The 21048-nt window shown below is 39.0% G+C and carries 14 protein-coding genes and 9 pseudogenes; 7 read left to right on the forward strand and 16 right to left on the reverse strand.

What is annotated here, in order from left to right; genetic code table 11:
• Positions 1-35 precede the first annotated feature (35 nt).
• Positions 36-581: a hypothetical protein gene (locus tag KA717_17725; GenBank protein UXE64180.1), complete on the forward strand. Its 546-nt coding sequence runs from the start codon at positions 36-38 to the stop codon at positions 579-581.
• Between the two features lie 32 nt (positions 582-613).
• On the opposite strand, the gene KA717_17730 is transcribed toward KA717_17725, so the two are convergent.
• The 6 genes and pseudogenes from KA717_17730 to KA717_17755 form a co-directional block, all read right to left on the reverse strand.
• Positions 614-1693: an IS1 family transposase gene (locus KA717_17730; protein ID UXE64181.1), complete on the reverse strand. Its 1080-nt coding sequence runs from the start codon at positions 1691-1693 to the stop codon at positions 614-616.
• 129 nt (positions 1694-1822) lie between these two features.
• Positions 1823-2557, reverse strand: coding sequence for a hypothetical protein (locus KA717_17735; GenBank protein ID UXE64182.1), 735 nt, complete (start codon positions 2555-2557; stop codon positions 1823-1825).
• A gap of 8 nt (positions 2558-2565) precedes the next feature.
• Positions 2566-2808, reverse strand: a complete 243-nt coding sequence (locus tag KA717_17740; GenBank protein UXE64183.1) for a hypothetical protein — start codon at positions 2806-2808, stop codon at positions 2566-2568.
• Positions 2809-3003: 195 nt separating this feature from the next.
• Positions 3004-3654, reverse strand: coding sequence for a hypothetical protein (locus tag KA717_17745; GenBank protein UXE64184.1), 651 nt, complete (start codon positions 3652-3654; stop codon positions 3004-3006).
• Between the two features lie 240 nt (positions 3655-3894).
• A pseudogene (locus tag KA717_17750) lies at positions 3895-4251 on the reverse strand (transposase).
• 81 nt (positions 4252-4332) lie between these two features.
• Positions 4333-5614: pseudogene (locus KA717_17755) on the reverse strand (ISKra4 family transposase).
• A 367-nt stretch (positions 5615-5981) separates the two neighbouring features.
• On the opposite strand from KA717_17755, the pseudogene KA717_17760 reads away from it, so the two are divergent.
• Both KA717_17760 and KA717_17765 read left to right on the forward strand, forming a co-directional pair.
• Positions 5982-7385: pseudogene (locus tag KA717_17760) on the forward strand (IS66 family transposase).
• 35 nt (positions 7386-7420) lie between these two features.
• Positions 7421-8134 (forward strand): annotated as a pseudogene (locus KA717_17765) (IS630 family transposase).
• 200 nt (positions 8135-8334) lie between these two features.
• On the opposite strand, the pseudogene KA717_17770 reads toward KA717_17765, so the two are convergent.
• Positions 8335-9000: pseudogene (locus KA717_17770) on the reverse strand (transposase).
• 146 nt (positions 9001-9146) lie between these two features.
• On the opposite strand from KA717_17770, the gene KA717_17775 reads away from it, so the two are divergent.
• Positions 9147-10226, forward strand: coding sequence for an IS1 family transposase (locus KA717_17775; GenBank protein UXE64185.1), 1080 nt, complete (start codon positions 9147-9149; stop codon positions 10224-10226).
• A gap of 52 nt (positions 10227-10278) precedes the next feature.
• Here KA717_17775 and KA717_17780 read toward each other — a convergent pair.
• Positions 10279-10977, reverse strand: a pseudogene (locus tag KA717_17780) (transposase).
• Between the two features lie 126 nt (positions 10978-11103).
• Here KA717_17780 and KA717_17785 point away from each other — a divergent pair.
• Positions 11104-11427: pseudogene (locus KA717_17785) on the forward strand (transposase).
• 202 nt (positions 11428-11629) lie between these two features.
• Here KA717_17785 and KA717_17790 read toward each other — a convergent pair.
• From KA717_17790 to KA717_17815, 6 genes are all read right to left on the reverse strand, one after another.
• Positions 11630-12940 carry an IS1634 family transposase gene (locus KA717_17790; GenBank protein UXE64186.1) on the reverse strand — a complete coding sequence of 437 codons (1311 nt, stop codon included), beginning with the start codon at positions 12938-12940 and terminating at the stop codon, positions 11630-11632.
• Entirely contained in the window at positions 12931-13239 is a 309-nt protein-coding gene (locus tag KA717_17795; GenBank protein ID UXE64187.1) for a DUF4277 domain-containing protein, read from the reverse strand. The genes KA717_17790 and KA717_17795 overlap by 10 nt, the downstream gene beginning before the upstream one ends.
• 926 nt (positions 13240-14165) lie before the next feature.
• On the reverse strand, positions 14166-15197 hold the full coding sequence (locus tag KA717_17800) for an ISAs1 family transposase (GenBank protein ID UXE64188.1): 1032 nt from the start codon (positions 15195-15197) through the stop codon (positions 14166-14168).
• Between the two features lie 235 nt (positions 15198-15432).
• Complete coding sequence (locus KA717_17805) at positions 15433-15783, reverse strand: helix-turn-helix domain-containing protein (protein ID UXE64189.1); 351 nt, start codon at positions 15781-15783, stop codon at positions 15433-15435.
• Between the two features lie 54 nt (positions 15784-15837).
• Positions 15838-17013: an IS4 family transposase gene (locus KA717_17810; protein ID UXE64190.1), complete on the reverse strand. Its 1176-nt coding sequence runs from the start codon at positions 17011-17013 to the stop codon at positions 15838-15840.
• 17 nt (positions 17014-17030) lie between these two features.
• Positions 17031-17225 carry a transposase gene (locus KA717_17815; GenBank protein UXE64191.1) on the reverse strand — a complete coding sequence of 65 codons (195 nt, stop codon included), beginning with the start codon at positions 17223-17225 and terminating at the stop codon, positions 17031-17033.
• A gap of 802 nt (positions 17226-18027) precedes the next feature.
• Here KA717_17815 and KA717_17820 point away from each other — a divergent pair.
• Positions 18028-19053: pseudogene (locus tag KA717_17820) on the forward strand (IS5 family transposase).
• Between the two features lie 58 nt (positions 19054-19111).
• Here the strand turns inward: KA717_17820 and KA717_17825 are convergent.
• Positions 19112-19990, reverse strand: coding sequence for an ISKra4 family transposase (locus tag KA717_17825; protein UXE64701.1), 879 nt, complete (start codon positions 19988-19990; stop codon positions 19112-19114).
• Positions 19978-20220 carry a hypothetical protein gene (locus KA717_17830; protein ID UXE64192.1) on the reverse strand — a complete coding sequence of 81 codons (243 nt, stop codon included), beginning with the start codon at positions 20218-20220 and terminating at the stop codon, positions 19978-19980. Before KA717_17830 ends, KA717_17825 begins: the two co-directional genes overlap by 13 nt.
• 60 nt (positions 20221-20280) lie before the next feature.
• Between KA717_17830 and KA717_17835 the strand changes: the two are divergent.
• Positions 20281-20607 (forward strand): annotated as a pseudogene (locus KA717_17835) (transposase).
• Positions 20608-21048: the final 441 nt, after the last annotated feature.

Genomic DNA, 21048 nt, shown 5'->3' on the forward strand with positions numbered 1-21048 from the left:
TGTCATTATATCAAAGAAGAAGGAAACAGAAAAAAATGTCAATATTAAAGAAAAGCTCTATGGAAATCCTGAATGATGTTGGCTTGTGCCAAGAGAAAGAGGATGCCTTATTCAAGAAAAACTGTCCTCATTGCTATAGTGAAAAAGTAAAAATACATTCTCATTATCAAACGAAAGGTAACGGGGAACGTAAAATGTTCATTTGTCAAGAATGTAGTTCTTGTTTTGCTGAGACTTATGGTAGCGTAATCGCTGGCTTAGAAACCCCATTAAGTGAAATTGTAAAAGTATTAAAAGCCAGAATGGAAGGAATAGGATTAAATGCAGCAGCCCGAGTATTTGGCTACGCGAAAACAACAATATTGAATTGGGAAAAGAAATTATCAGGATTACAAGAGACATTATTTTTATACGCCTTAGTGAATGAATTTGTTAAATTAGTAATAGAAGGGGATGAACTATACACAAAAGTTGGAAAAAATAAAGAAGCAAGTGCCTCTGAGGGGTGGACAATCGTGCTCATGGACAGGGCTAGCCGCTTTATTTGGCATTTAAAATGTGGTGGCACTGGTATCGTCTAGCTAGAAGCTATAAACGTTGCAATACAAGAGGTTCAACAAATCAGGCGAATTTGGAGTAAGTCCTCCCAAGTTAACCCTTTTTCAATTATACCGAGAGCTACAGCAGGAACTTCTCTAGTCGTAAAATGGCTGCGAACAAAGTTATGAACCATCCAGAAAATATCTAGCACTCGCTGTAATCCCACAACAGATTTAGCATAAGTATTTGTTCGACGACGAAAGGCGGCTAAATAGCGTCGTAGAGAACTATTAAATGCCTCAACGTGGTTGGCATGAACATCCTTGTCTTCTGGTTTTTCTGTTGTCTCAGGATGTTCAGTTTTCGGAGTTTCTACTTTCTCTAGTTTACCCTCAGAATCTCGACGTTTACTACTCTTATTTTTTAGTCTTACTACAAGACCCTTCGGTAATACTTTGGTGGGACGACCTCGCTTTCCAGTCCTTAATACTTCGTGACAAATATTAAATAGCAGTTGACTATATCGCTTTTCTCCATCTGTAAATAACTGGAGAGATTCTGCACTCCTTTCAAATAATTCCGCTACCGTCATCATTGCTTCTAGAAATAATTTCTGCTCTTTTCGACCACATTTTAAATGCCAAATAAAGCGGCTAGCCCTGTCCATGAGAACGATTGTCCACCCCTCAGAGGCACTTGCTTCTTTATTTTTTCCAACTTTTGTGTATAGTTCATCCCCTTCTATTACTAATTTAACAAATTCATTCACTAAGGCGTATAAAAATAATGTCTCTTGTAATCCTGATAATTTCTTTTCCCAATTCAATATTGTTGTTTTCGCGTAGCCGAATACTCGGGCTGCTGCATTCAATCCTATTCCTTCCATTCTGGCTTTTAATACTTTTATAATTTCACTTAATGGGGTTTCTAAGCCAGCGATTACGCTACCATAAGTCTCAGCAAAACAAGAACTACATTCTTGACAAATGAACATTTTACGTTCCCCGTTACCTTTCGTTTGATAATGAGAATGTATTTTTACATTTTCACTATAGCAATGAGGACAGTTTTTCTTGAATAAGGCATCCTCTTTCTCTTGGCACAAGCCAACATCATTCAGGATTTTCATAGAGCTTTTCTTTAATATTGACATTGTTTTCTGTTTCCTTTTTCTTTGATATAATGACAATAATAATAGTATAATAAAAACGGGCCGATGTCTAGTCTTAAACTATTTTTCTATTTTCTCAAAGCCTTACACCATAACTTTTTCCAACTTTGATCAGACGATACCAGTTCCCACATCACCAGAACCAATCACAATACCAAGCTGTTGATAGTATTGGTAATCAGGGATACGCTGATAATGCTTCGTCAAATAGGCTTGAAAATTCTTTGCCTTCTTGCTTTTGACTCCATCAAACGCATCTATTGCCTTGTTCACAAAACCCCGCCACAGTAAATGCTCCACTGCTTCTAGCCGTTTGAGAGAGCCACCCACTTTGAACAGATTCTCCTTGAGATGATACCAATCCAACACCTCTCGTCGTATCAGCCACGATTGAGTGGCGAAACTCTCTACCGCATTCCAGATTCCGGGATGACCATCTCCCAAAAAGGTCACTATTGGGGACAAAGGTTGAACATTGCTCCAATTCTTTAAGCCCTCTGGGTCTTGGAAAAAGGCTTCACAGACATTGCCATGAAGACTCACCAGTTTATAATCTCGCCACTGTCCCCCTTCCTTCTCCTCGCCCCGCAGACAAATCTTTCCCCCATCTATACTGACCCCCGCACTCTCTGACTGAGCTTGAGCTAAGGGCAGTTCTGTCCGTTCTACCAAGCGATGTAAACTGCTATGTCCTACTTTTATCCCCATCAACTCCTCTATATCTTCTTCTGCTTGTTGGTAGGATGTTTTCGCACTGGCTCTTAGACAGCATTTCTCTAAACCTGGACTTAAGACGATTTTTGGCGACACCTTTAGTTTTCTGGCTTGTTTTTGGCTTATTTCCACTTCTCCGACTAGGGTTTTGATTTTTCGCTTGTTTCCAGACCGTTTTTTTCCCCCTTCTGAAAAAAAAACTCCCCCATTGTTGGCCCCACAATTTCTAACATCTGGGTTCTGACTTCTACTTCGATGCTTCCAAAGTCCTTCTGTTTCTCTGGTTCCGTATATTTGCGCAGGATACGGGCTGATTCGGTGAGATGCTGTTTTAACAGTGCTTTTTCTTCTGGGGGAATCGGTAACATACTTTTTTCGCTCATCAGTTTTTTTCCATTTTACCCCAGATTCTATGTACTACTTTATCCGGGATGTACCCAACATTATTCAGGATTTCCATAGAGCTTTTCTTTAATATTGACATTGTTTTCTGTTTCCTTCTTCTTTGATATAATGACAATAATAATAGTATAATAAAAACGGGCCGATGTCTAGTCTTAAACTATTTTTCTATTTTCTCAAAGCCTTACACCATAACTTTTTCCAACTTTGATCAGACGATACCAGTTCCCAATGCTATGACTAACCTTAAATGACATTTCCTCATTAATTTGATCAACTGGTTCATTTAAATATTTGGTATCCATTTCTGGTAGCGGTTCCCTTTTGTAGGGAGATGAATTATCCGCATCTTTTTCATCTAATTCATTGATATTTTTGTTAATTGAAAAATTAATGCGTGATCCAGCTAGGTATTGATGTCCTTTACAAACCAAAACTTTCCTTACAGGTAACTTCTCTGTGGGTTCTGGATTTGCAAGTGATACCTTCCTAACCTCCTGTTTTTGGGTTGTAGCAGGGAACCAATTAATAGGAATAACACAAAGTCCTAACCCCTCTTTACAATCATTACGAATACTGACTAATATAGGGTCAAACAAATTTAAGCTGCCAATTTTTTTTAAGGCGTTTACTAAATCTAGTCTTCCTATTGCATCTTCTTTTTTTTCAGATGATGTAAACGAACTCCGAACATAGGTATAGTCAGGTAAATCATCACCAACTTTGCCATCCGTCTTTAGAAGCAAACTCAAGTCACTAGTAGTCCAAGGCGTAAGTTTGGGTGCTATAAAATTTAAGCAGCCAAAACCTTCCCCCGATACGTCCATCCGACATTCCGCAGGTTGCCGCCACCTATAGAGTAATTAATTTAAACTACTCTATTCATAGTGCACTAGAACAAATTAACGCCATGCAGAAAGAGCATCTATTTGTATTTATGCGCTATCTGTAGCGTTTGCGGAATGTGGGGTCCATCGAAAGGGCTTCGCCATAGTGCGGTTAAAATAGTCGATGAATTCAAGAATTTGCGTTCTTAAATCATCTTGACTGAGAAAATTTCCTCGTTTCAGTAACTTACGCATTAAAATACCAAACCAAATCTCAATTTGATTGAGCCATGAACAATGCTTCGGTGTGAAGTGAAAAACAATTCGATGATTGGGGTCACTGAGAAAAGTTGCTCTACTCGCCATTGATTGAAGGATGCCACTCTTGCCCTTCTCTCCTAATTCAAGATTAAGTCCCTCAAATTCTGCTACATAGCGAACCAAAGATTCTGACTGATGGGTATTTAGGCAATCCATGCTCAAGTGCCATTTTGCTACATCAGGGCTGGTGGCAATGGTTTTTTGGATATGGCTTAAATAGTCTGCCTCTGTGCGAGTATTTCCGACTGTAGAGCAGATTACTTGACCCTTGGCCACATCAAAACTGGCTATACTAAACACGGTCACAGGTTGCGAATTCTAAAGGGTGCGACCTTTAGTTGATAAAAGCTGTTGTAATCAGGGTTCTACAGGGAACCCATATTGATCAAGTTTTGCCCAAAATTGACTCCATCGTTCCTTGGTCAATACCAAAGCTCGTAGGCTCAAAATAATTCCTGCTCCTTTTTCCTTCCATCGCATCCCTGAACAACATAATCGTTGTTTGACCAACGTCTTACAAGCTGCTTCCGTAACACCTGAACCAATCGGATACTTTTTCTCTATGTATTCAGCATAATCCATTTGATGCTGATGATTCTCGTAATAAGTAATCGCCGCTTGTAGTTTCTCGGTAAGATTCTTAGAATGACTTTTTTCTTCTTTGACTTCTTTCATCAGATTTAGCAGTTCTCCTGCTTTTCCTTTTTCATGCTTGAGTTCTCGACAATTTTCAGTCAACCATTCTTTTTGTTTTGACACGGTATTCGGATGCAACGCTTCTGCCAAGGCACCTAAGTAACCAGAGGCATGATAGAAATCTAATATCTGTTCTTCCGTTTGCTTTTCTAAAAACTTCCAATTTGATTCTGCCCCGTCTGCTATCCCGACCAATGTTGCCTCTGGATAACGGTTTTTCGCTCGCTCAATTTCTCTTTCTAATCTTTCTAGAAAACTCTTTTTTCCATACTCTGGTGCCGCACCTAGATAGATTGTAGGTTGACGTTCGCCTTCACTATCGTATAGGGAAACGGTTCCCACCATTGCTTCACGGTAGCCATCCTCACACATCAGCATACAGGTTCCATCTAATCCTATTCCCACTGTTGCAATTTGGCTATCCTCCTTGGGCGGGGCATAACTCCACGCTTCTTCTTTTGCCTGTACCACACTTCCTACTGCTTCACTCAATCTTTGGATATAGGATAGCGCTACTTTTCTACCATGATTTTCTAATAAATCATTTTTCACCTCTTTGCCTGCCATCCCTGACATTTTTGAGGATACCTGTTTTGCCAATAATGGCGTTGATGTTATGATTATCCTTGCTTCTCTTTCTAAGGGGCAATACGTTTTTCCTCAAAGGTGAACGCTGATATACATGACGATTCACTATAACCTCACCATAAGGTGTTTGATATTCTTTCGGTTGCTCTCCCTTACTCTTCCAGATTTCTTCACCGATTTTTAAGGGTGAACCATCTGTATCTAAATATTTCAAGGCTTCTTTGCTGGCGATGCAACCTACTTCGTTTAAGCCTTTTTGAATATTTATTTCTGTATCCAACATTGAACGACTGAGTTCTAATGTTAGTTCTATTTTTATCTTTGAACCCTCTACATTAATTAGTTTTGCTGTCATCATTGTTTCCTCTTTGTCACTTTTCATCTCATGTTAACACTTTTCTTTTCCTTCATCAACTAAAGGTCGCACCCATTCTAAAAATAAGAGATAATATAATAAAAATAGAAAAAGTAGTCAAGAGGCTGAGAAATGATTAAGTTAGAATTTACAGAAGAAGACAAAAGACTGTTGTAATTAGTCACCGCAATAAAGAAGGAAATTATTGAGAATGAGAAGCAAATGAAAAAAGTAAAGAATAATGAAGAAAGGAAAGGCGGTTAAAGAGATAGGTTAGAATAGGGAGACTATGAAAAAACTAGACCCAGTTCCAGACTTAAACCAAGAAGAAGTGAAAATGCCATGGCAAAAAGAAGTGGCAAAAGATTGGTATGAAGATTATCAGAAAGAAAAAGAAGAGAACGAAAAGCTGAGAAAAGAATTGGTAGAGTTAAAGAAAGAGATAGAAAAGTTGAAAGAAAAGCTGAAAAAGCTTAACCAAAGAACGAGTGAAAATAGCTCTCAGCCCCCAAGCAGTGACGGTTACAAAAAGAAAGTCGCCAAAACCTTCGGTCAAAAAGGAAAAAAAAGAGGTCCAAAGTACGACCATGTGGGTAAAACCAGAAACGGGTTTGGTCGGGTAGATGAAATAGTAGATTTAAGGATGGAAAAATGCCCAAAATGTGGTGCGTCAGTGGAAAAGCAAAAGGAGACTATCATCAAAAAAAATCAAATAGCTGAATTAGTCAGTAAACCAGTAGAGGTAAGGGAATATGTTAGGGAAAAGTATCAATGCTCAAAATGTGATTGGGAAGGTTATGCCCCACTTCCTTTGGGATGTCGTGAAGATTTTAGCTACGGTGCAACCTTATCCAGCTTAGTGGGATGGCTGGGATATGGGGGAAATTTGACTTGGCTAAAACAACGATACTTGGTAGAAACGGTCTTTGGCATTCCTCTGTCTCAAGGGAGTTTAGCTAAAATGCACCGATGGTTTTGCGAAAGCTTGTATCCTAGTTATGAACAGTGGTGGACTTACATACAGGAGCCTGGAGTCCGTTGTGTGGACGAAACCAGCTATCGCGTCAATGGGGTTAACTATTGGATGTGGGTGGCTACTTCCTCCTCTGTTTGTGTTTTGTTTCTGGCTCCCAGCCGGAGTTCCGATGAGGTTCATTCCCTATTAGGTAAAGATTTTCATGGGCTTCTCAGTACGGACTGTTGGGGGGCTTACCATCGCCAAAATGCCCAGCATAAACAGAAATGTCTGGCTCATATTGGGCGGGAATTGAAGGCCTTGGAAACTTCCCACTTTTCTGAAAATAAACTTTTTGCTCAGAGAGTTTTTCCTATTCTAGAGCAAGCTCGTCAATCCCATCGAGATTATCATCAAGGCAAACTGAGCTTAGAAGCTTTACAACAACAGCGACCCCTAGTAGAAGCTCAACTTCAAGAGGTTCTGGATAATCCGCCGCCCACGGGATGGGCAAGTGATTCCCAATTGTTATCTAATCGCTTTCGACGTTATTGGCATGATTGGTTTACTTTTCTTACTTTTCCTGAAGTTAAACCTGATAACAATGATGCCGAGAGAGCCTTGCGTCCTGTTGTTATTCATCGTAAGGTTAGTGGCGGTGCTAGAAGTCATTGGGGCGGACAACTTGTTGCCATGATGTTTAGTTTTCTTGAAACCATGAGACTTCAAGGTAAAAGTGCGGTCGAACAGTTATCTCTTATTTTATCTTCCTCTGGTCTTTCTCCTCCTTCCATTGATGACTTTCTTCCTCTCTAGTATTTTTGGGGCTTAATGAGAATTAAGCCCCACTTATTGCTGTGACTAATTACAGACTGTTGTCTTACGGTCGGTTTAATCACCCGCATCCTAGAGTGCAGCTAAAGATGGAAGTTTTATGGCTAAAAAGTCAGGGATTGTCTCATCAAAAAATTGCTCAATTCGCAGGAGTTTCAGTAAATACGGTGACAAGCTATATCCGTGATTATCAAGAGGGCGGGATAGAAAAACTAAAAGAAATAAAATTTAATCGCCCGAAAAGCGAGTTAACAGAGCATCAAGGGACAATTGAGGCATATTTTGAGTCAAATCCACCAGCAACAATAAATGAAGCAGTAAAAAGAATAGAAGAATTAACAGGAATAAAAAGAAGTCCAACGCAAGTCAGAAAATTTTTAAAGTCAATAGGAATGAGGTGTCTAAAGGTGGGAACAATTCCATCAAAAGCAGATGTAGAAGCTCAGGATAGCTATAGAGAAAAAGAGCTAGAACCAAGGCTAGAAGAGGCAAAAGCAGGAAAAAGGGCAGTTTTCTTTGTAGATGCCTCTCATTTTGTAATGGGAGCATTTGTAAATTTTATATGGTGCTTCAAGAGGATTTTTATTAAGTCACCATCAGGGAGAAAACGTTTTAATGTGTTAGGAGCATTAAATGCAATTACCCATGAAGTAATTATGGTAACGAACAGTTCTTATATTACGGGAACTCAGGTTTGTGAACTCCTAGAAAAGATAGCAGAATTAGGGCTTGCTGAAAAAGTCAAAAAACGAAAGAAATGTGGGTTAGGGAAGTATGGACTGAAAAAGCATAGATAACTTATCCTTATGGAAACAAATCAAAATACAGATTTTGTTTAATCTATTGTTCCTTTCTGTCTAAAAAGGTCAACACAAATCACTCCTCACAAAAGAGAGGAAAATTAACACCATTTTTCACAAGAAAAACGACTCTACAACTTTTTACTTTTTGTCTTCTGAAGTAGAGTAGAAAGATTCATTACCAAAAAGTTCATCGCAATTACCGTTTCCGAGGTCTCAGGTAGTTTGGCCATCACTCGACCAAGACTAAATTTCCTCTTTCCCTGTCCGAATTTACCCTCAATGGCATTACGCACTCTTTCATCTGAGCGTGCCTCTTTCTTTTTTTCTTTGCTCACCTCTTTCGGCGGTCTTCCCAATCGGGGACCACTCATTCTTATATCCCTTTCTTTACAATAAGCTCGATTCGCTTTTGTTCGATAGATTTTATCCACATGAACCGATTCCGGATAACATCCTGTTTCCCTTTTATATTCTTCTATTCGCGCTTGTAAATCTCCCGATTCGTTGTAATTATCCCAACTTAATTTGTCTAAGAAGACAAAGCCATTCACATTACTTGCCGATATTTTAGCTCCAAACTCTACTGCTTTTCCCGCTTTTCCACGCACTATTGGACGCACGTGAGGTTGGCTTACACTCACAATTCTGTTTTCTACTTTATTTGTCTTTTTTTCATACATTTCTAACTGTTGCTCATACACTTTTCCTATCGTTACAAGCTCTTCTTGCTCTTTTTTCGTTAGTTTTTCTAACTTTGCTCCCTCTTCTATCATTTTTTCTATATCAGACAAGTTGGTACTGGTATCGTGTGATCAAAGCTAGAAAAAGTTATGGTGTAAGAGTTTGAGAAAATAGAAAATAACTTACGACTGGACATATTCCCGTTTTTGTTATACTATTATTATTGTCATTATATTAAAGAAAGGGAAAACGGAAAGCAATGTCAACATTGAATAAAAGCTCAATTGACCTCCTAAGTGATATTGGCTTACCTCAAGAGAAAGAGGAAGCCTTATTTCAGAAAAACTGCCCTCATTGCTATAGTGAAAAAGTAAAAATACATTCTCATTACCAAACGAAAGGTAACGGGGAACGTAAAATGTTCATCTGTCAAGAATGTGGTTCTTGTTTTGCTGAGACTTATGGTAGCGTAATCGCTGGCTTAGAAACCCCATTAAGTGAAATTGTAAAAGTATTAAAAGCCAGAATGGAAGGAATAGGATTAAATGCAGCAGCCCGAGTATTCGGCTACGCAAAAACAACAATATTGAATTGGGAAAAGAAATTATCAGGATTACAAGAGACATTATTTTTATACGCCTTAGTGAATGAATTTGTTAAATTAGTAATAGAAGGGGATGAACTATACACAAAAGTTGGAAAAAATAAAGAAGCAAGTGCCTCTGAGGGGTGGACAATCGTGCTCATGGACAGGGCTAGCCGCTTTATTTGGCATTTAAAATGTGGTAAAAAAGAGCAGAAATTATTTCTAGAAGCAATGATGACGGTAGCGGAATTATTTGAAAGGAGTGCAGAATCTCTCCAGTTATTTACAGATGGAGAAAAGCGATATAGTCAACTGCTATTTAATATTTGTCACGAAGTATTAAGGACTGGGAAGCGAGGTCGTCCCACCAAAGTATTACCGAAGGGTATGGTGGTAAGATTAAAAAATAAGAGTAGTAAACGTCGAGATTCTGAGGGTAAACTAGAGAAAGTAGAAACTCCGAAAACTGAACATCCTGAGACAACAGAAAAACCAGAAGACAAGGATGTTCATGCCAACCACGTTGAGGCATTTAATAGTTCTCTACGACGCTATTTAGCCGCCTTTCGTCGTCGAACAAATACTTATGCTAAATCTGTTGTGGGATTACAGCGAGTGCTAGATATTTTCTGGATGGTTCATAACTTTGTTCGCAGCCATTTTACGACGAAAAAAGTTCCTGCGGTAGCTCTCGGTATAATTCAAAAAGGGTTAACTTGGGAGGACTTACTCCAAATTCGCCTGATTTGTTGAACCTCTTGTATTGCAACGTTTATAGCTTCTAGCTAGACGATACCAGTGCCGACAAGTTTCTTTTTATATATCCTAGTTGTTTTTTTGTTCCTTTTCTTCTTTCTTTTTTTGACACACGACGTTTTTTTGCTATGGCTAAGTACTCTTTTCTTGCCACTTCCCTATAAGTCCTCGGCTTTTCTTTCCTTTTCTCTTTTATTTCTTCATACAGCTTATCTATTATTTTTTCTGTTTTTTCTCTGGCATCATTCAATATTCCTATATCCGTTGGATATTTTATATCTGCTGGTGTACAAGTCGCATCTAACAATAACTTTCCTTCATTTTCTTTTTTTTCTGACGCTACACCCGTCGCTTTTTTTTCTATTTCTTTATTAATTTTATTTATTAATTCCATTCCTATTTTTTTACGAAAATGAACCATCATTGACGCATTAAATGCTTCTTTGCTACTATAGCTTTCCATTCCTATAAAGTACTGTAAATAAGGGTTCTCTTTTATTTGTTCTACTGTTTCTCTGTCACTTTTTCCTGAAATTTCTTTGATAATTAATGCTCCTAATGCCATTCTAAATGATTTGGCTGGGGCTCCTTTTTTTTCTGTGAAGTTTTTTGCATATTCTTCCTCATATTCTTCCCAAAGAATCATTTTTGACATTTCTATCCAACGATTTTCTTCGTCTAACTGCCCGCCGAACAGATTTTTCAAGTTTTCTGGTGTTTCAATTGAGTACTGTTGCTTCCGGTACATCTGCTTTCTCTCTTCTTAATGCAATGGTTTTGAGGCATTCTACCCTATTTTCGTGCATTCTAGCGGTTCTTAATTCGCCTACTATTTTTCTCCGTAAAGGTTTCAGCTTTTTTCAGCAAGCCCGAATTAGGACTATTAATACCGATTACGTTGGTATTAGACAATGCTCGTTATCAAAAATGCCGAATTGTACAGGAGTTGGCAGAATCATTAGGAATAGAGTTACTGTACTTACCTCCTTATTCTCCTAACTTGAATTTAATTGAAAGACTGTGGAAGTTTGTGAAGAAGAAGTGTTTATACGCAAAATATTATGAAGATTTTACGCAGTTTTCTGCAGCAATTTCAGGATGTCTTGAGGATGCTAACGTAAAATATAAGGAGGAGCTTGATTCTCTGCTTACCTTACGATTTCAACGCTTTGATAAATCTCAGATTATGAACGTTTGAAGTATATTAACGTTTGAGTGCCGTGACGAATATATTCAAATTCTCGACCTTGAATCTTCCCCTGAGACATCGGAAGGTCTGGTGCTTTCCGCTCTAACCCACATTCCGCAGGTAAGTCAAGAGACAAAGTAGTACTTTTGACATGAAGAGCCAAGAAAGGAAAGAATATGTTTGTGTTTGGAGCCCACATTCCGCAGGTAAGTCAAGAGACAAAGTAGTACTTTTGACATGAAGAGCCAAGAAAGGAAAGAATATGTTTGTGTTTGGAGGTCAAATTAACGATAGTTTGAATGCCGTCAATCTCTAACCAACGGATAAACAGAAAAGACTGAAAGACCCAAAGCAGAGTGGGAATGGCGGTCGGTTTACCCTTTTGATTAGGAATAGTCTGATGGGCAAGAGCCAAAGCCTGTCGTAGGCGACGTTGTGCCAAAGTATAAACCAATAAAGAGACAACCATAATCATCATCAAAGCCATAATGCGTTGAGGATTCTTGAGAAAAAGAGTAGAGGCAAAAAAGAAAGGGTCTTTGAGAAAGCGAAAGCCGCGCTCGGTGTTTTGTTGAGCCTTATATTCAGCCAACATCTGGTCGGGACTCAAAACCTGAGAATCAAGAACATTAGTAGCTAAAATAAAACGTCCAGCCCGTTTAGATGCGGCTTCCAAGCAAGAGGAATCAAGGCTTAATTGCCCAGTTAAGCGGTAATGAAAACCGAGAGGGGTAGCCCCTTGTTTCGGTCTTCCTCCCTTGGCATAGTAAGGAATAGTCTGAACCTCAACTTGACTGAGTTGATGATAAGTCAAGGTTTTTGGCCAGAGTTGAGCCTCAGTAAGAGCATCGGCCTCACAAGCAAAATTCTGTCCACAAAGTTTCTGCCATTCTTTTTTGACAACTTTATCGGCTTTCTCAATTTTTTGACTTATAGCTTTATTATCGGACTGGAGACGTTGAGCACTTTCGACCACAAGCCATCGTTGCTGTTCACCCCCATATTCCGAAGCCCTCACTTGCCAACGATAACCGTCCTGTTCACCCTGCTGCCATTGGTCTTCTGATATATTTGCCAAAGTCTCAGTGGCTTCTTTCAGAGGGACACGACTTAACCATTGAATTGACCTCGCCATGCCCACATTTTCCGCCGTATAAAAAGCTCCATCTATCACCGATAAACCTTCCATATTCAACCTTTCTTGACAGTCTTTGATTATCTGGGGAAACACCTTTTTATCCGATTCATTGCCATCTCCTAATTGCATAAAGAGAGGGACACCACCATCTCCACTACATATCATATTTAACATAAACTGTTTTAGGTCTGGTCGTTTATCTCTGGAATAACCAAATTTTATTTTTATGGCTTTTGTCTGCTCGTCTTCCTCATCTTCTATCCTTTCCTTATACTTCCCTTGTACAGACATTGAGGTTGAGTCTAAATGCTTTGACTTTTGTTCTATTCCAAAGATTGCTGCCGCTTTTAGGACTATTTTCGTGAACCGGTTTTTTACCCCCACTCCAAATACCTTATCCAATGACCTCCTAGCTTGTCATCATTTAAATCTTCTGCTTTTATTCCTTCTCCTAATAGGTGTTCTAATGCTTTTCCTTTAAAAAATTCACTCAACAAATATAACGGAGCATTGATACATCCTAAGCAGTTTAATATCATTGCTTTTACTATTGTACCTACACTGAGCTTTTCTTGAGGATGAGTTCCCACTTCCTCATCGATAATTTCTACTAAACCCATTTCATCTATAATTCCCGCTACGATTCCTAAGTAGTCGAGGTCTTTAATATTTAGGTTATTCATTTGGGTGTGACCTCTAATTGATAAATCCTTGTTTAATGAGTCCTTTTGCCGGTAGATACTTCAGAACATCGTATGTTACGATTGATTGAAAAATCGATGTCCAGTAAACTTTTTAAAAACCTTATTTAATATCAACTAGAGGTCGCACCCATTCATTTTTGCTGTTGATTCTATCTAAGACAAGACTCCATTTTAGAACTTTATTGACATTTTTTATCCTTGCCCGAAATCAATGCACAAGTACCGATACTAGCTCGCGTGAACTAGTGTTCCTCTTCGACAACCTGCGGAATGTGGGCTCTAATGCTTGAATTCCCGTCATTTCATCTAGAGAAATAGTCTTTTCTCCCTTTTCCTCTCCTAAAATTGCACTCTCATAGGCTTGGCAGATATCATTCACTTTTTCCCCAAAATTTGGGTCAGGGGGGGGATTTAGCCAGTATCCTGACTGATGGGGTTTAATATCTGCTTCTTCCCATAATCTTCCTACCTGTCGAGGAGATATACTTTCCACTATTCCTCAGGGTAATCGCATATTAGTAGAGTGGAATCAAAAAAGAAATCTAGCTTAAAAATAGACTATATCAAAAACTAAAAAGAGAAGAAAATCAACTTAAACTCTAAAAGATTAAGTAATTTCGCTAATTCATAATTGTTGGTGTCAATATTTTGCCAATCCTCCTATTTGGGGCTTGCTGAATAAGGATGAAATCCTTGCTAGACAATACTTTCAGGCATTTTACAAACGATCAGATGCAAGGCTATGGCATTTGGAGGCTCAAAATCCATGCACTTTGCTGGAAAAATGTGAGGTAAAACTGGAAACTGAGCTCTGAAGTCACCATTTTTCGCGCCCTGTGGCATCTAGGTTCGTTTTGTGGACTTTTTCAGCAAGCCCTATTTGAAGCTAAATATACTCATGAATATCACTCCCGTGAACTAGCTGCTAAAACCTGTAGAAGAAAATTGTTGTCCATCGCCGCCAAATAACGCTTCATCTTCAAGCTTTTTTGAGATGGCTCATGTTTAAGCAAATTAATACTTAAACGACGGAGCAAGCCCAAATTATCAGCCGCATTACCTTGACGCACTCGACTCGCATCCTCATTAAAAGTGACATCTAAAACCCAATGCAGACTATTTTCAATACTCCAGTGAGAACGAATCACATGGCTATGACGTTCGGCATCCGTAGGAAGACTGCTAATATAATAGCGAAACGTCTCTGTTGTTTTATGACCGAATTGAGTTTTACTTTTAACCATCACAACAGTTGCTAAACCGACCCACTGATTTTGGCGATGCAATGCGGAAAGCTGATTGATTGACACTGTCCAGACTTGACGAGTTTCTAAACGGTAATGTCCTTTTTCTGTCTTCTCATGATAACTGTATTCAATTCCTTGCCAATTCTGAGCGACCGCTTGTTTAAACCAATCCCTAACTTGTTTATTAAGTTTGCCCTGATTTCCTTTGAGAGCCAATACATAGTCACCTTCACCTTGCTTTATTTGTTTTGCGATTTCTGTCTGCGTTCCCATTGCATCTAGGGTTACTACTGCCCCCTTGATGTTAAGTAACTTCAGTAACAAGGGGACTGCTTTTATTTCATTAGATTTACTATCTACTTTCTTTTGCGCTAACATCAGTCCCCGCTCACTACTCCACGCACTTATGCTGTGTAACGCATTTAGTCCTTTTTCCCTATCATAAGAACCTCTTTTCGTTTTTCCATCTATCTGTATCAGCTCTATGTCCATTTTCTCCGTTAGACTGCTTATCCAGCTCAGAAAACTTTTTTCTAGTTCTTCTGTTTCCAACATTCCAAATACTCTTCCAAAGGTATCGTGAGAGGGAATTCCCTTTGGTAACTCTAGAAACATTTCTAGCCATTCTCGTTTGGCTTTGCCATAGGCTTCAATTGCTACGAAGCCATCTGCCCCTGACAATACTGCCAATATTCCTATGGTGACAATTGCTGTTAAGTTATGTATGGTCTTGCCTTCTCCCTGTTCTCGGTTCTTTTAGGCACTGAAAATGTTTCAGTATGCTTCTTTTGATAATTTTGACTTCTTTTTCTTGTTGTGGGGTTAGAACTCTTGCGCCGAAGCCTTTTGCCATCTTTGACCTCACTCACTTACTTTTTTTAAATAATAGCCTTTTCTTCTCTTAGATGACTGCTTCTTTTTTACACTATATTTCTCTCTTTTTGTCTGTATTTTTTGTAACAAATAAGATGCGATTACCCTGCACTATTCCTTGCTTTACTAATTCCTCGGCTAATTCTCGTCCTGTCCAGTGACTTATCGGACGCTCATAATTCTTTGGGTCATCACAGGCTAATTTGAACAACTTCAAGATTTGTTCGGGTTTAAACTTGGCTGGTGCTCCACTACGTTCAGCATCTTTGATTCTTTCTGTTATTTCTATTTCACTTTTCTGTCCTGCTATCCATCTTTCTCTCCATTGACTTGCCATTTTTCGGCTGATTTTTAATTTTCTAGCAATTTCTCGATTATTTTCTCCCTCATCTGCCAGAAGCACTATTTTTGCCCTTAAGGCAATTTGCTGCTCTGTTGTATGACCTGACTTTTCCCGTTAAGTGCGGATTGCAAGCTGCCAGCCTTGGCAAAGGTCATGCAACTTCAACCAACCGCGCCAAAGGACTTGGATACCGAGAGGAGTTTTACGACGATGTTCAAGATAACCACCAAGAAAAGCAACAGACTCGACAGCCCAAGCAACAGTCAAAATAGGGGGAAGTTTTTGAGAGGCGGCTGCTTTTAACACCTGAAGTTGAAGAGGATTAAGAATTTCAATCGCGAGAGCATCGGGCTGGGTACGATGAAGATAAGTAACGTGTAAAAGTTCAACAGCAATGACACTTAAAAAACCCAAAAGAGTTTTCATTCCATCAGAGGCAAGTCGATAACGCTCACTCTGACAACCAGACTTAAGGACTTTATGAAATTCTTCAACCCGCCATCGGTAGGTGTACCAACGAAGAATAGTGACAGCCATCTCAATAGTCTCAACAACTTCTGTAGTCAGAAGCATCCAAGATAAAGGAGTTTCGCCTTCGGGACAATCGATTTCTGTCGCATAAACAGCATAGACATTCAACGGGTCACGATTATCAAAACGATAGGGAGTTCGTAGATTAACTGAGCAAAATCGGACGGCAAGCTTAACCTTCCGTGCTTTTCTTTTTCCTGTACTCGGAATCTCGATTTCTTGATGAAAACGAATCGGTTCTGATTCCAAATGTTGCCAAAGTCGTTCACTATTTTTGTCTAAACTACGATTATGAGACGCTCTGACCAGCACTCCTGTATGCTTGAGTTGACGCACTGAGTCAAAGACTTCTGAAACATCTCCTTCTCTGTCAAATACATGAATTACCCTCGTTGAACTTTCTACCTGTTTCTCACAGGTGTTTAGAGCCTCTACCCATTTGTAGGATTCTTTTTCCTCAAATGGTCTTTGACGAGCTGCTTTTCTTTGTTCTTTCTGTCTTTCTTTTTTCTGCTTCGCCGTTTCATCTGTTGGGGGCTTTTCTTTTACCTCCCTATTCCACAGTTTTTGCCATAATAAACCTAATACTTGTCCTTTTTCTGGCTCAATTGCTAAAGCACTATGCAGTATTAATCCATTCCCTCCTTTTCCAGTCGGCCCATACCCTTCCCTTTTTTCCTTGATATTGCGATAATCTAAGAAGGTCGTATCTCCGACTGATAGCATTATCTTATATTCTTCTACGGCGGCAGTTGTCATTTCACAGTGCGGCTCTATTATCTTGACAAAGTCTGTTTTCGGATTCCCAAAAATTCATAGGCCCTCTTTAACTCGTTTCCTCCCTTAAACACTTCTGATAAGGCTTTTCCAAACCCCTCACTTAACTTTTTCCCAATCGAGAAGGCACGATTGTTTAGCCTCTCGTCTCCCAATTCACAACTGGCAAAGTTTTTTGTCCACCATTCCAACATTTTTTGACCTGCCCTTTAAGATTTTCTCCATTTTACAGTCTCATACTCCCTTCATCCTTTGTTTTTGAAATTTGAACGATAAGCGGGATGATGGCTTCAGAATATTTTTTTCCTGTCAAGAGAATCATTACTCAAACCCTTGCCAGATAAAGCCTCTAGAAGTTTGCATTGCTGGATTTTGGACTTAACGGGAAAAGTCAGGTTGTATGACGATTTATCAGTTTTTCTAGATGTTCTCGTTCTTTTGCTTCCAACTTTAACTCTTCGGGGGCTAATCGGGGCATGACCTTTTCTCCTATATACCTATATTTATCTTTTTATCGGTTGCCTAATAATAGTATCTTAACTTACGCCTTAGACTACTAGTTGGAGCTAAACCTAAACGTTCCTTTTCCATGGCAATTTTTCTAATTTCTATCTCTTTTTATTGAGCTAATTCCGCCTCGTGCCGATTGTCTTCCACTTTTATATTTTTATCATAATAAAGAGATGGGATAGCTATTATTAGAATTAATACAAACATCGCGGTAGCACCTACAAAATCGCCAGAAATTTTTGATTCTCCCTCCATACCTTTTCTAGAAAAATCTATTGCTAGATTGTTTTTAAAAATCCGTAGTTTCTAATATTTTAAAGGAAAACAAAGCGGCTGTTCCAGCCAGAAGCAGACCCGTAATTAGGGCTTGCTGAAAAAAGCTGAAACCTTTACGGAGAAAAATAGTAGGCGAATTAAGAACCGCTAGAATGCACGAAAATAGGGTAGAATGCCTCAAAACCATTGCATTAAGAAGAGAGAAAGCAGATGTACCGGAAGCAACAGTACTCAATTGAAACACCAGAAAACTTGAAAAATCTGTTCGGCGGGCAGTTAGACGAAGAAAATCGTTGGATAGAAATGTCAAAAATGATTCTTTGGGAAGAATATGAGGAAGAATATGCAAAAAACTTCACAGAAAAAAAAGGAGCCCCAGCCAAATCATTTAGAATGGCATTAGGAGCATTAATTATCAAAGAAATTTCAGGAAAAAGTGACAGAGAAACAGTAGAACAAATAAAAGAGAACCCTTATTTACAGTACTTTATAGGAATGGAAAGCTATAGTAGCAAAGAAGCATTTAATACGTCAATGATGGTTCATTTTCGTAAAAAAATAGGAATGGAATTAATAAATAAAATTAATAAAGAAATAGAAAAAAAAGCGACGGGTGTAGCGTCAGAAAAAAAAGAAAATGAAGGAAAGTTATTGTTAGATGCGACTTGTACACCAGCAGATATAAAATATCCAACGGATATAGGAATATTGAATGATGCCAGAGAAAAAACAGAAAAAATAATAGATAAGCTGTATGAAGAAATAAAAGAGAAAAGGAAAGAAAAGCCGAGGACTTATAGGGAAGTGGCAAGAAAAGAGTACTTAGCCATAGCAAAAAAACGTCGTGTGTCAAAAAAAGAAAGAAGAAAAGGAACAAAAAAACAACTAGGATATATAAAAAGAAACTTGTCTGATATAGAAAAAATGATAGAAGAGGGAGCAAAGTTAGAAAAACTAACGAAAAAAGAGCAAGAAGAGCTTGTAACGATAGGAAAAGTGTATGAGCAACAGTTAGAAATGTATGAAAAAAAGACAAATAAAGTAGAAAACAGAATTGTGAGTGTAAGCCAACCTCACGTGCGTCCAATAGTGCGTGGAAAAGCGGGAAAAGCAGTAGAGTTTGGAGCTAAAATATCGGCAAGTAATGTGAATGGCTTTGTCTTCTTAGACAAATTAAGTTGGGATAATTACAACGAATCGGGAGATTTACAAGCGCGAATAGAAGAATATAAAAGGGAAACAGGATGGGGTGCATCCCACTTAAGATAATACATTGACACTCAAAAGAGGAGACTTAAGATAATACATTGACACTCAAAAGAGGAGAGTGATTGAGATAAGCACATCGTAGCCGAAGAATACGAGAAACATTATGAAGATGCCAACGTGCTCCCGACAATTTAACCCTAGCTCCCACCTGTTTAATCTTAGACTCCACATCACCAGAACCAATCACAATACCAAGCTGTTGATAGTATTGGTAATCAGGGATACGCTGATAATGCTTCGTCAAATAGGCTTGAAAATTCTTTGCCCTCTTGCTTTTGACTCCATCAAACGCATCTATTGCCTTGTTCACAAAACCCCGCCACAGTAAATGCTCCACTGCTTCTAGCCGTTTGAGAGAGCCACCCACTTTGAACAGATTCTCCTTGAGATGATACCAATCCAACACCTCTCGTCGTATCAGCCACGATTGAGTGGCGAAACTCTCTACCGCATTCCAGATTGCGGGATGACCATCTCCCAAAAAGGTCACTATTGGGGACAAAGGTTGAACATTGCTCCAATTCTTTAAGCCCTCTGGGTCTTGGAAAAAGGCTTCACAGACATTGCCATGAAGACTCACCAGTTTATAATCTCGCCACTGTCCCCCTTCCTTCTCCTCGCCCCGCAGACAAATCTTTCCCCCATCTATACTGACCCCCGCACTCTCTGACTGAGCTTGAGCTAAGGGCAGTTCTGTCCGTTCTACCAAGCGATGTAAACTGCTATGTCCTACTTTTATCCCCATCAACTCCTCTATATCTTCTTCTGCTTGTTGGTAGGATGTTTTCGCACTGGCTCTTAGACAGCATTTCTCTAAACCTGGACTTAAGACGATTTTTGGCGACACCTTTAGTTTTCTGGCTTGTTTTTGGCTTATTTCCACTTCTCCGACTAGGGTTTTGATTTTTCGCTTGTTTCCAGACCGTTTTTTTCCCCCTTCTGAAAAAAAAACTCCCCCATTGTTGGCCCCACAATTTCTAACATCTGGGTTCTGACTTCTACTTCGATGCTTCCAAAGTCCTTCTGTTTCTCTGGTTCCGTATATTTGCGCAGGATACGGGCTGATTCGGTGAGATGCTGTTTTAACAGTGCTTTTTCTTCTGGGGGAATCGGTAACATACTTTTTTCGCTCATCAGTTTTTTTCCATTTTACCCCAGATTCTATGTACTACTTTATCCGGGATGTACCCAACAGGATGTTATCCGGAATCGGTTCATGTGGATAAAATCTATCGAACAAAAGCGAATCGAGCTTATTGTAAAGAAAGGGATATAAGAATGAGTGGTCCCCGATTGGGAAGACCGCCGAAAGAGGTGAGCAAAGAAAAAAAGAAAGAGGCACGCTCAGATGAAAGAGTGCGTAATGCCATTGAGGGTAAATTCGGACAGGGAAAGAGGAAATTTAGTCTTGGTCGAGTGATGGCCAAACTACCTGAGACCTCGGAAACGGTAATTGCGATGAACTTTTTGGTAATGAATCTTTCTACTCTACTTCAGAAGACAAAAAGTAAAAAGTTGTAGAGTCGTTTTTCTTGTGAAAAATGGTGTTAATTTTCCTCTCTTTTGTGAGGAGTGATTTGTGTTGACCTTTTTAGACAGAAAGGAACAATAGATTAAACAAAATCTGTATTTTGATTTGTTTCCATAAGGATAAGTTATCTATGCTTTTTCAGTCCATACTTCCCTAACCCACATTTCTTTCGTTTTTTGACTTTTTCAGCAAGCCCTAATTACTGGAACAAGATAGAATGAAGATATTACAGAAAGTAGTAAACCAAGTATTACATTGCAGCAATTCCAAATTCAAAACTTGATAGCTCTGAAAACCTTACACCAAGAGGACTTTACAATTCTTGACAATTTGGTGAATCGCTGAAACGACGCAAAATCGTTCTGAATTTATTTTTGCTGTGACAAAAGAGAGATAGTTAGAATTTAGAGGCGATCGCCCTAAAACCCGTC

Source organism: Woronichinia naegeliana WA131, assembly GCA_025370055.1.
Lineage (GTDB): Bacteria > Cyanobacteriota > Cyanobacteriia > Cyanobacteriales > Microcystaceae > Woronichinia > Woronichinia naegeliana.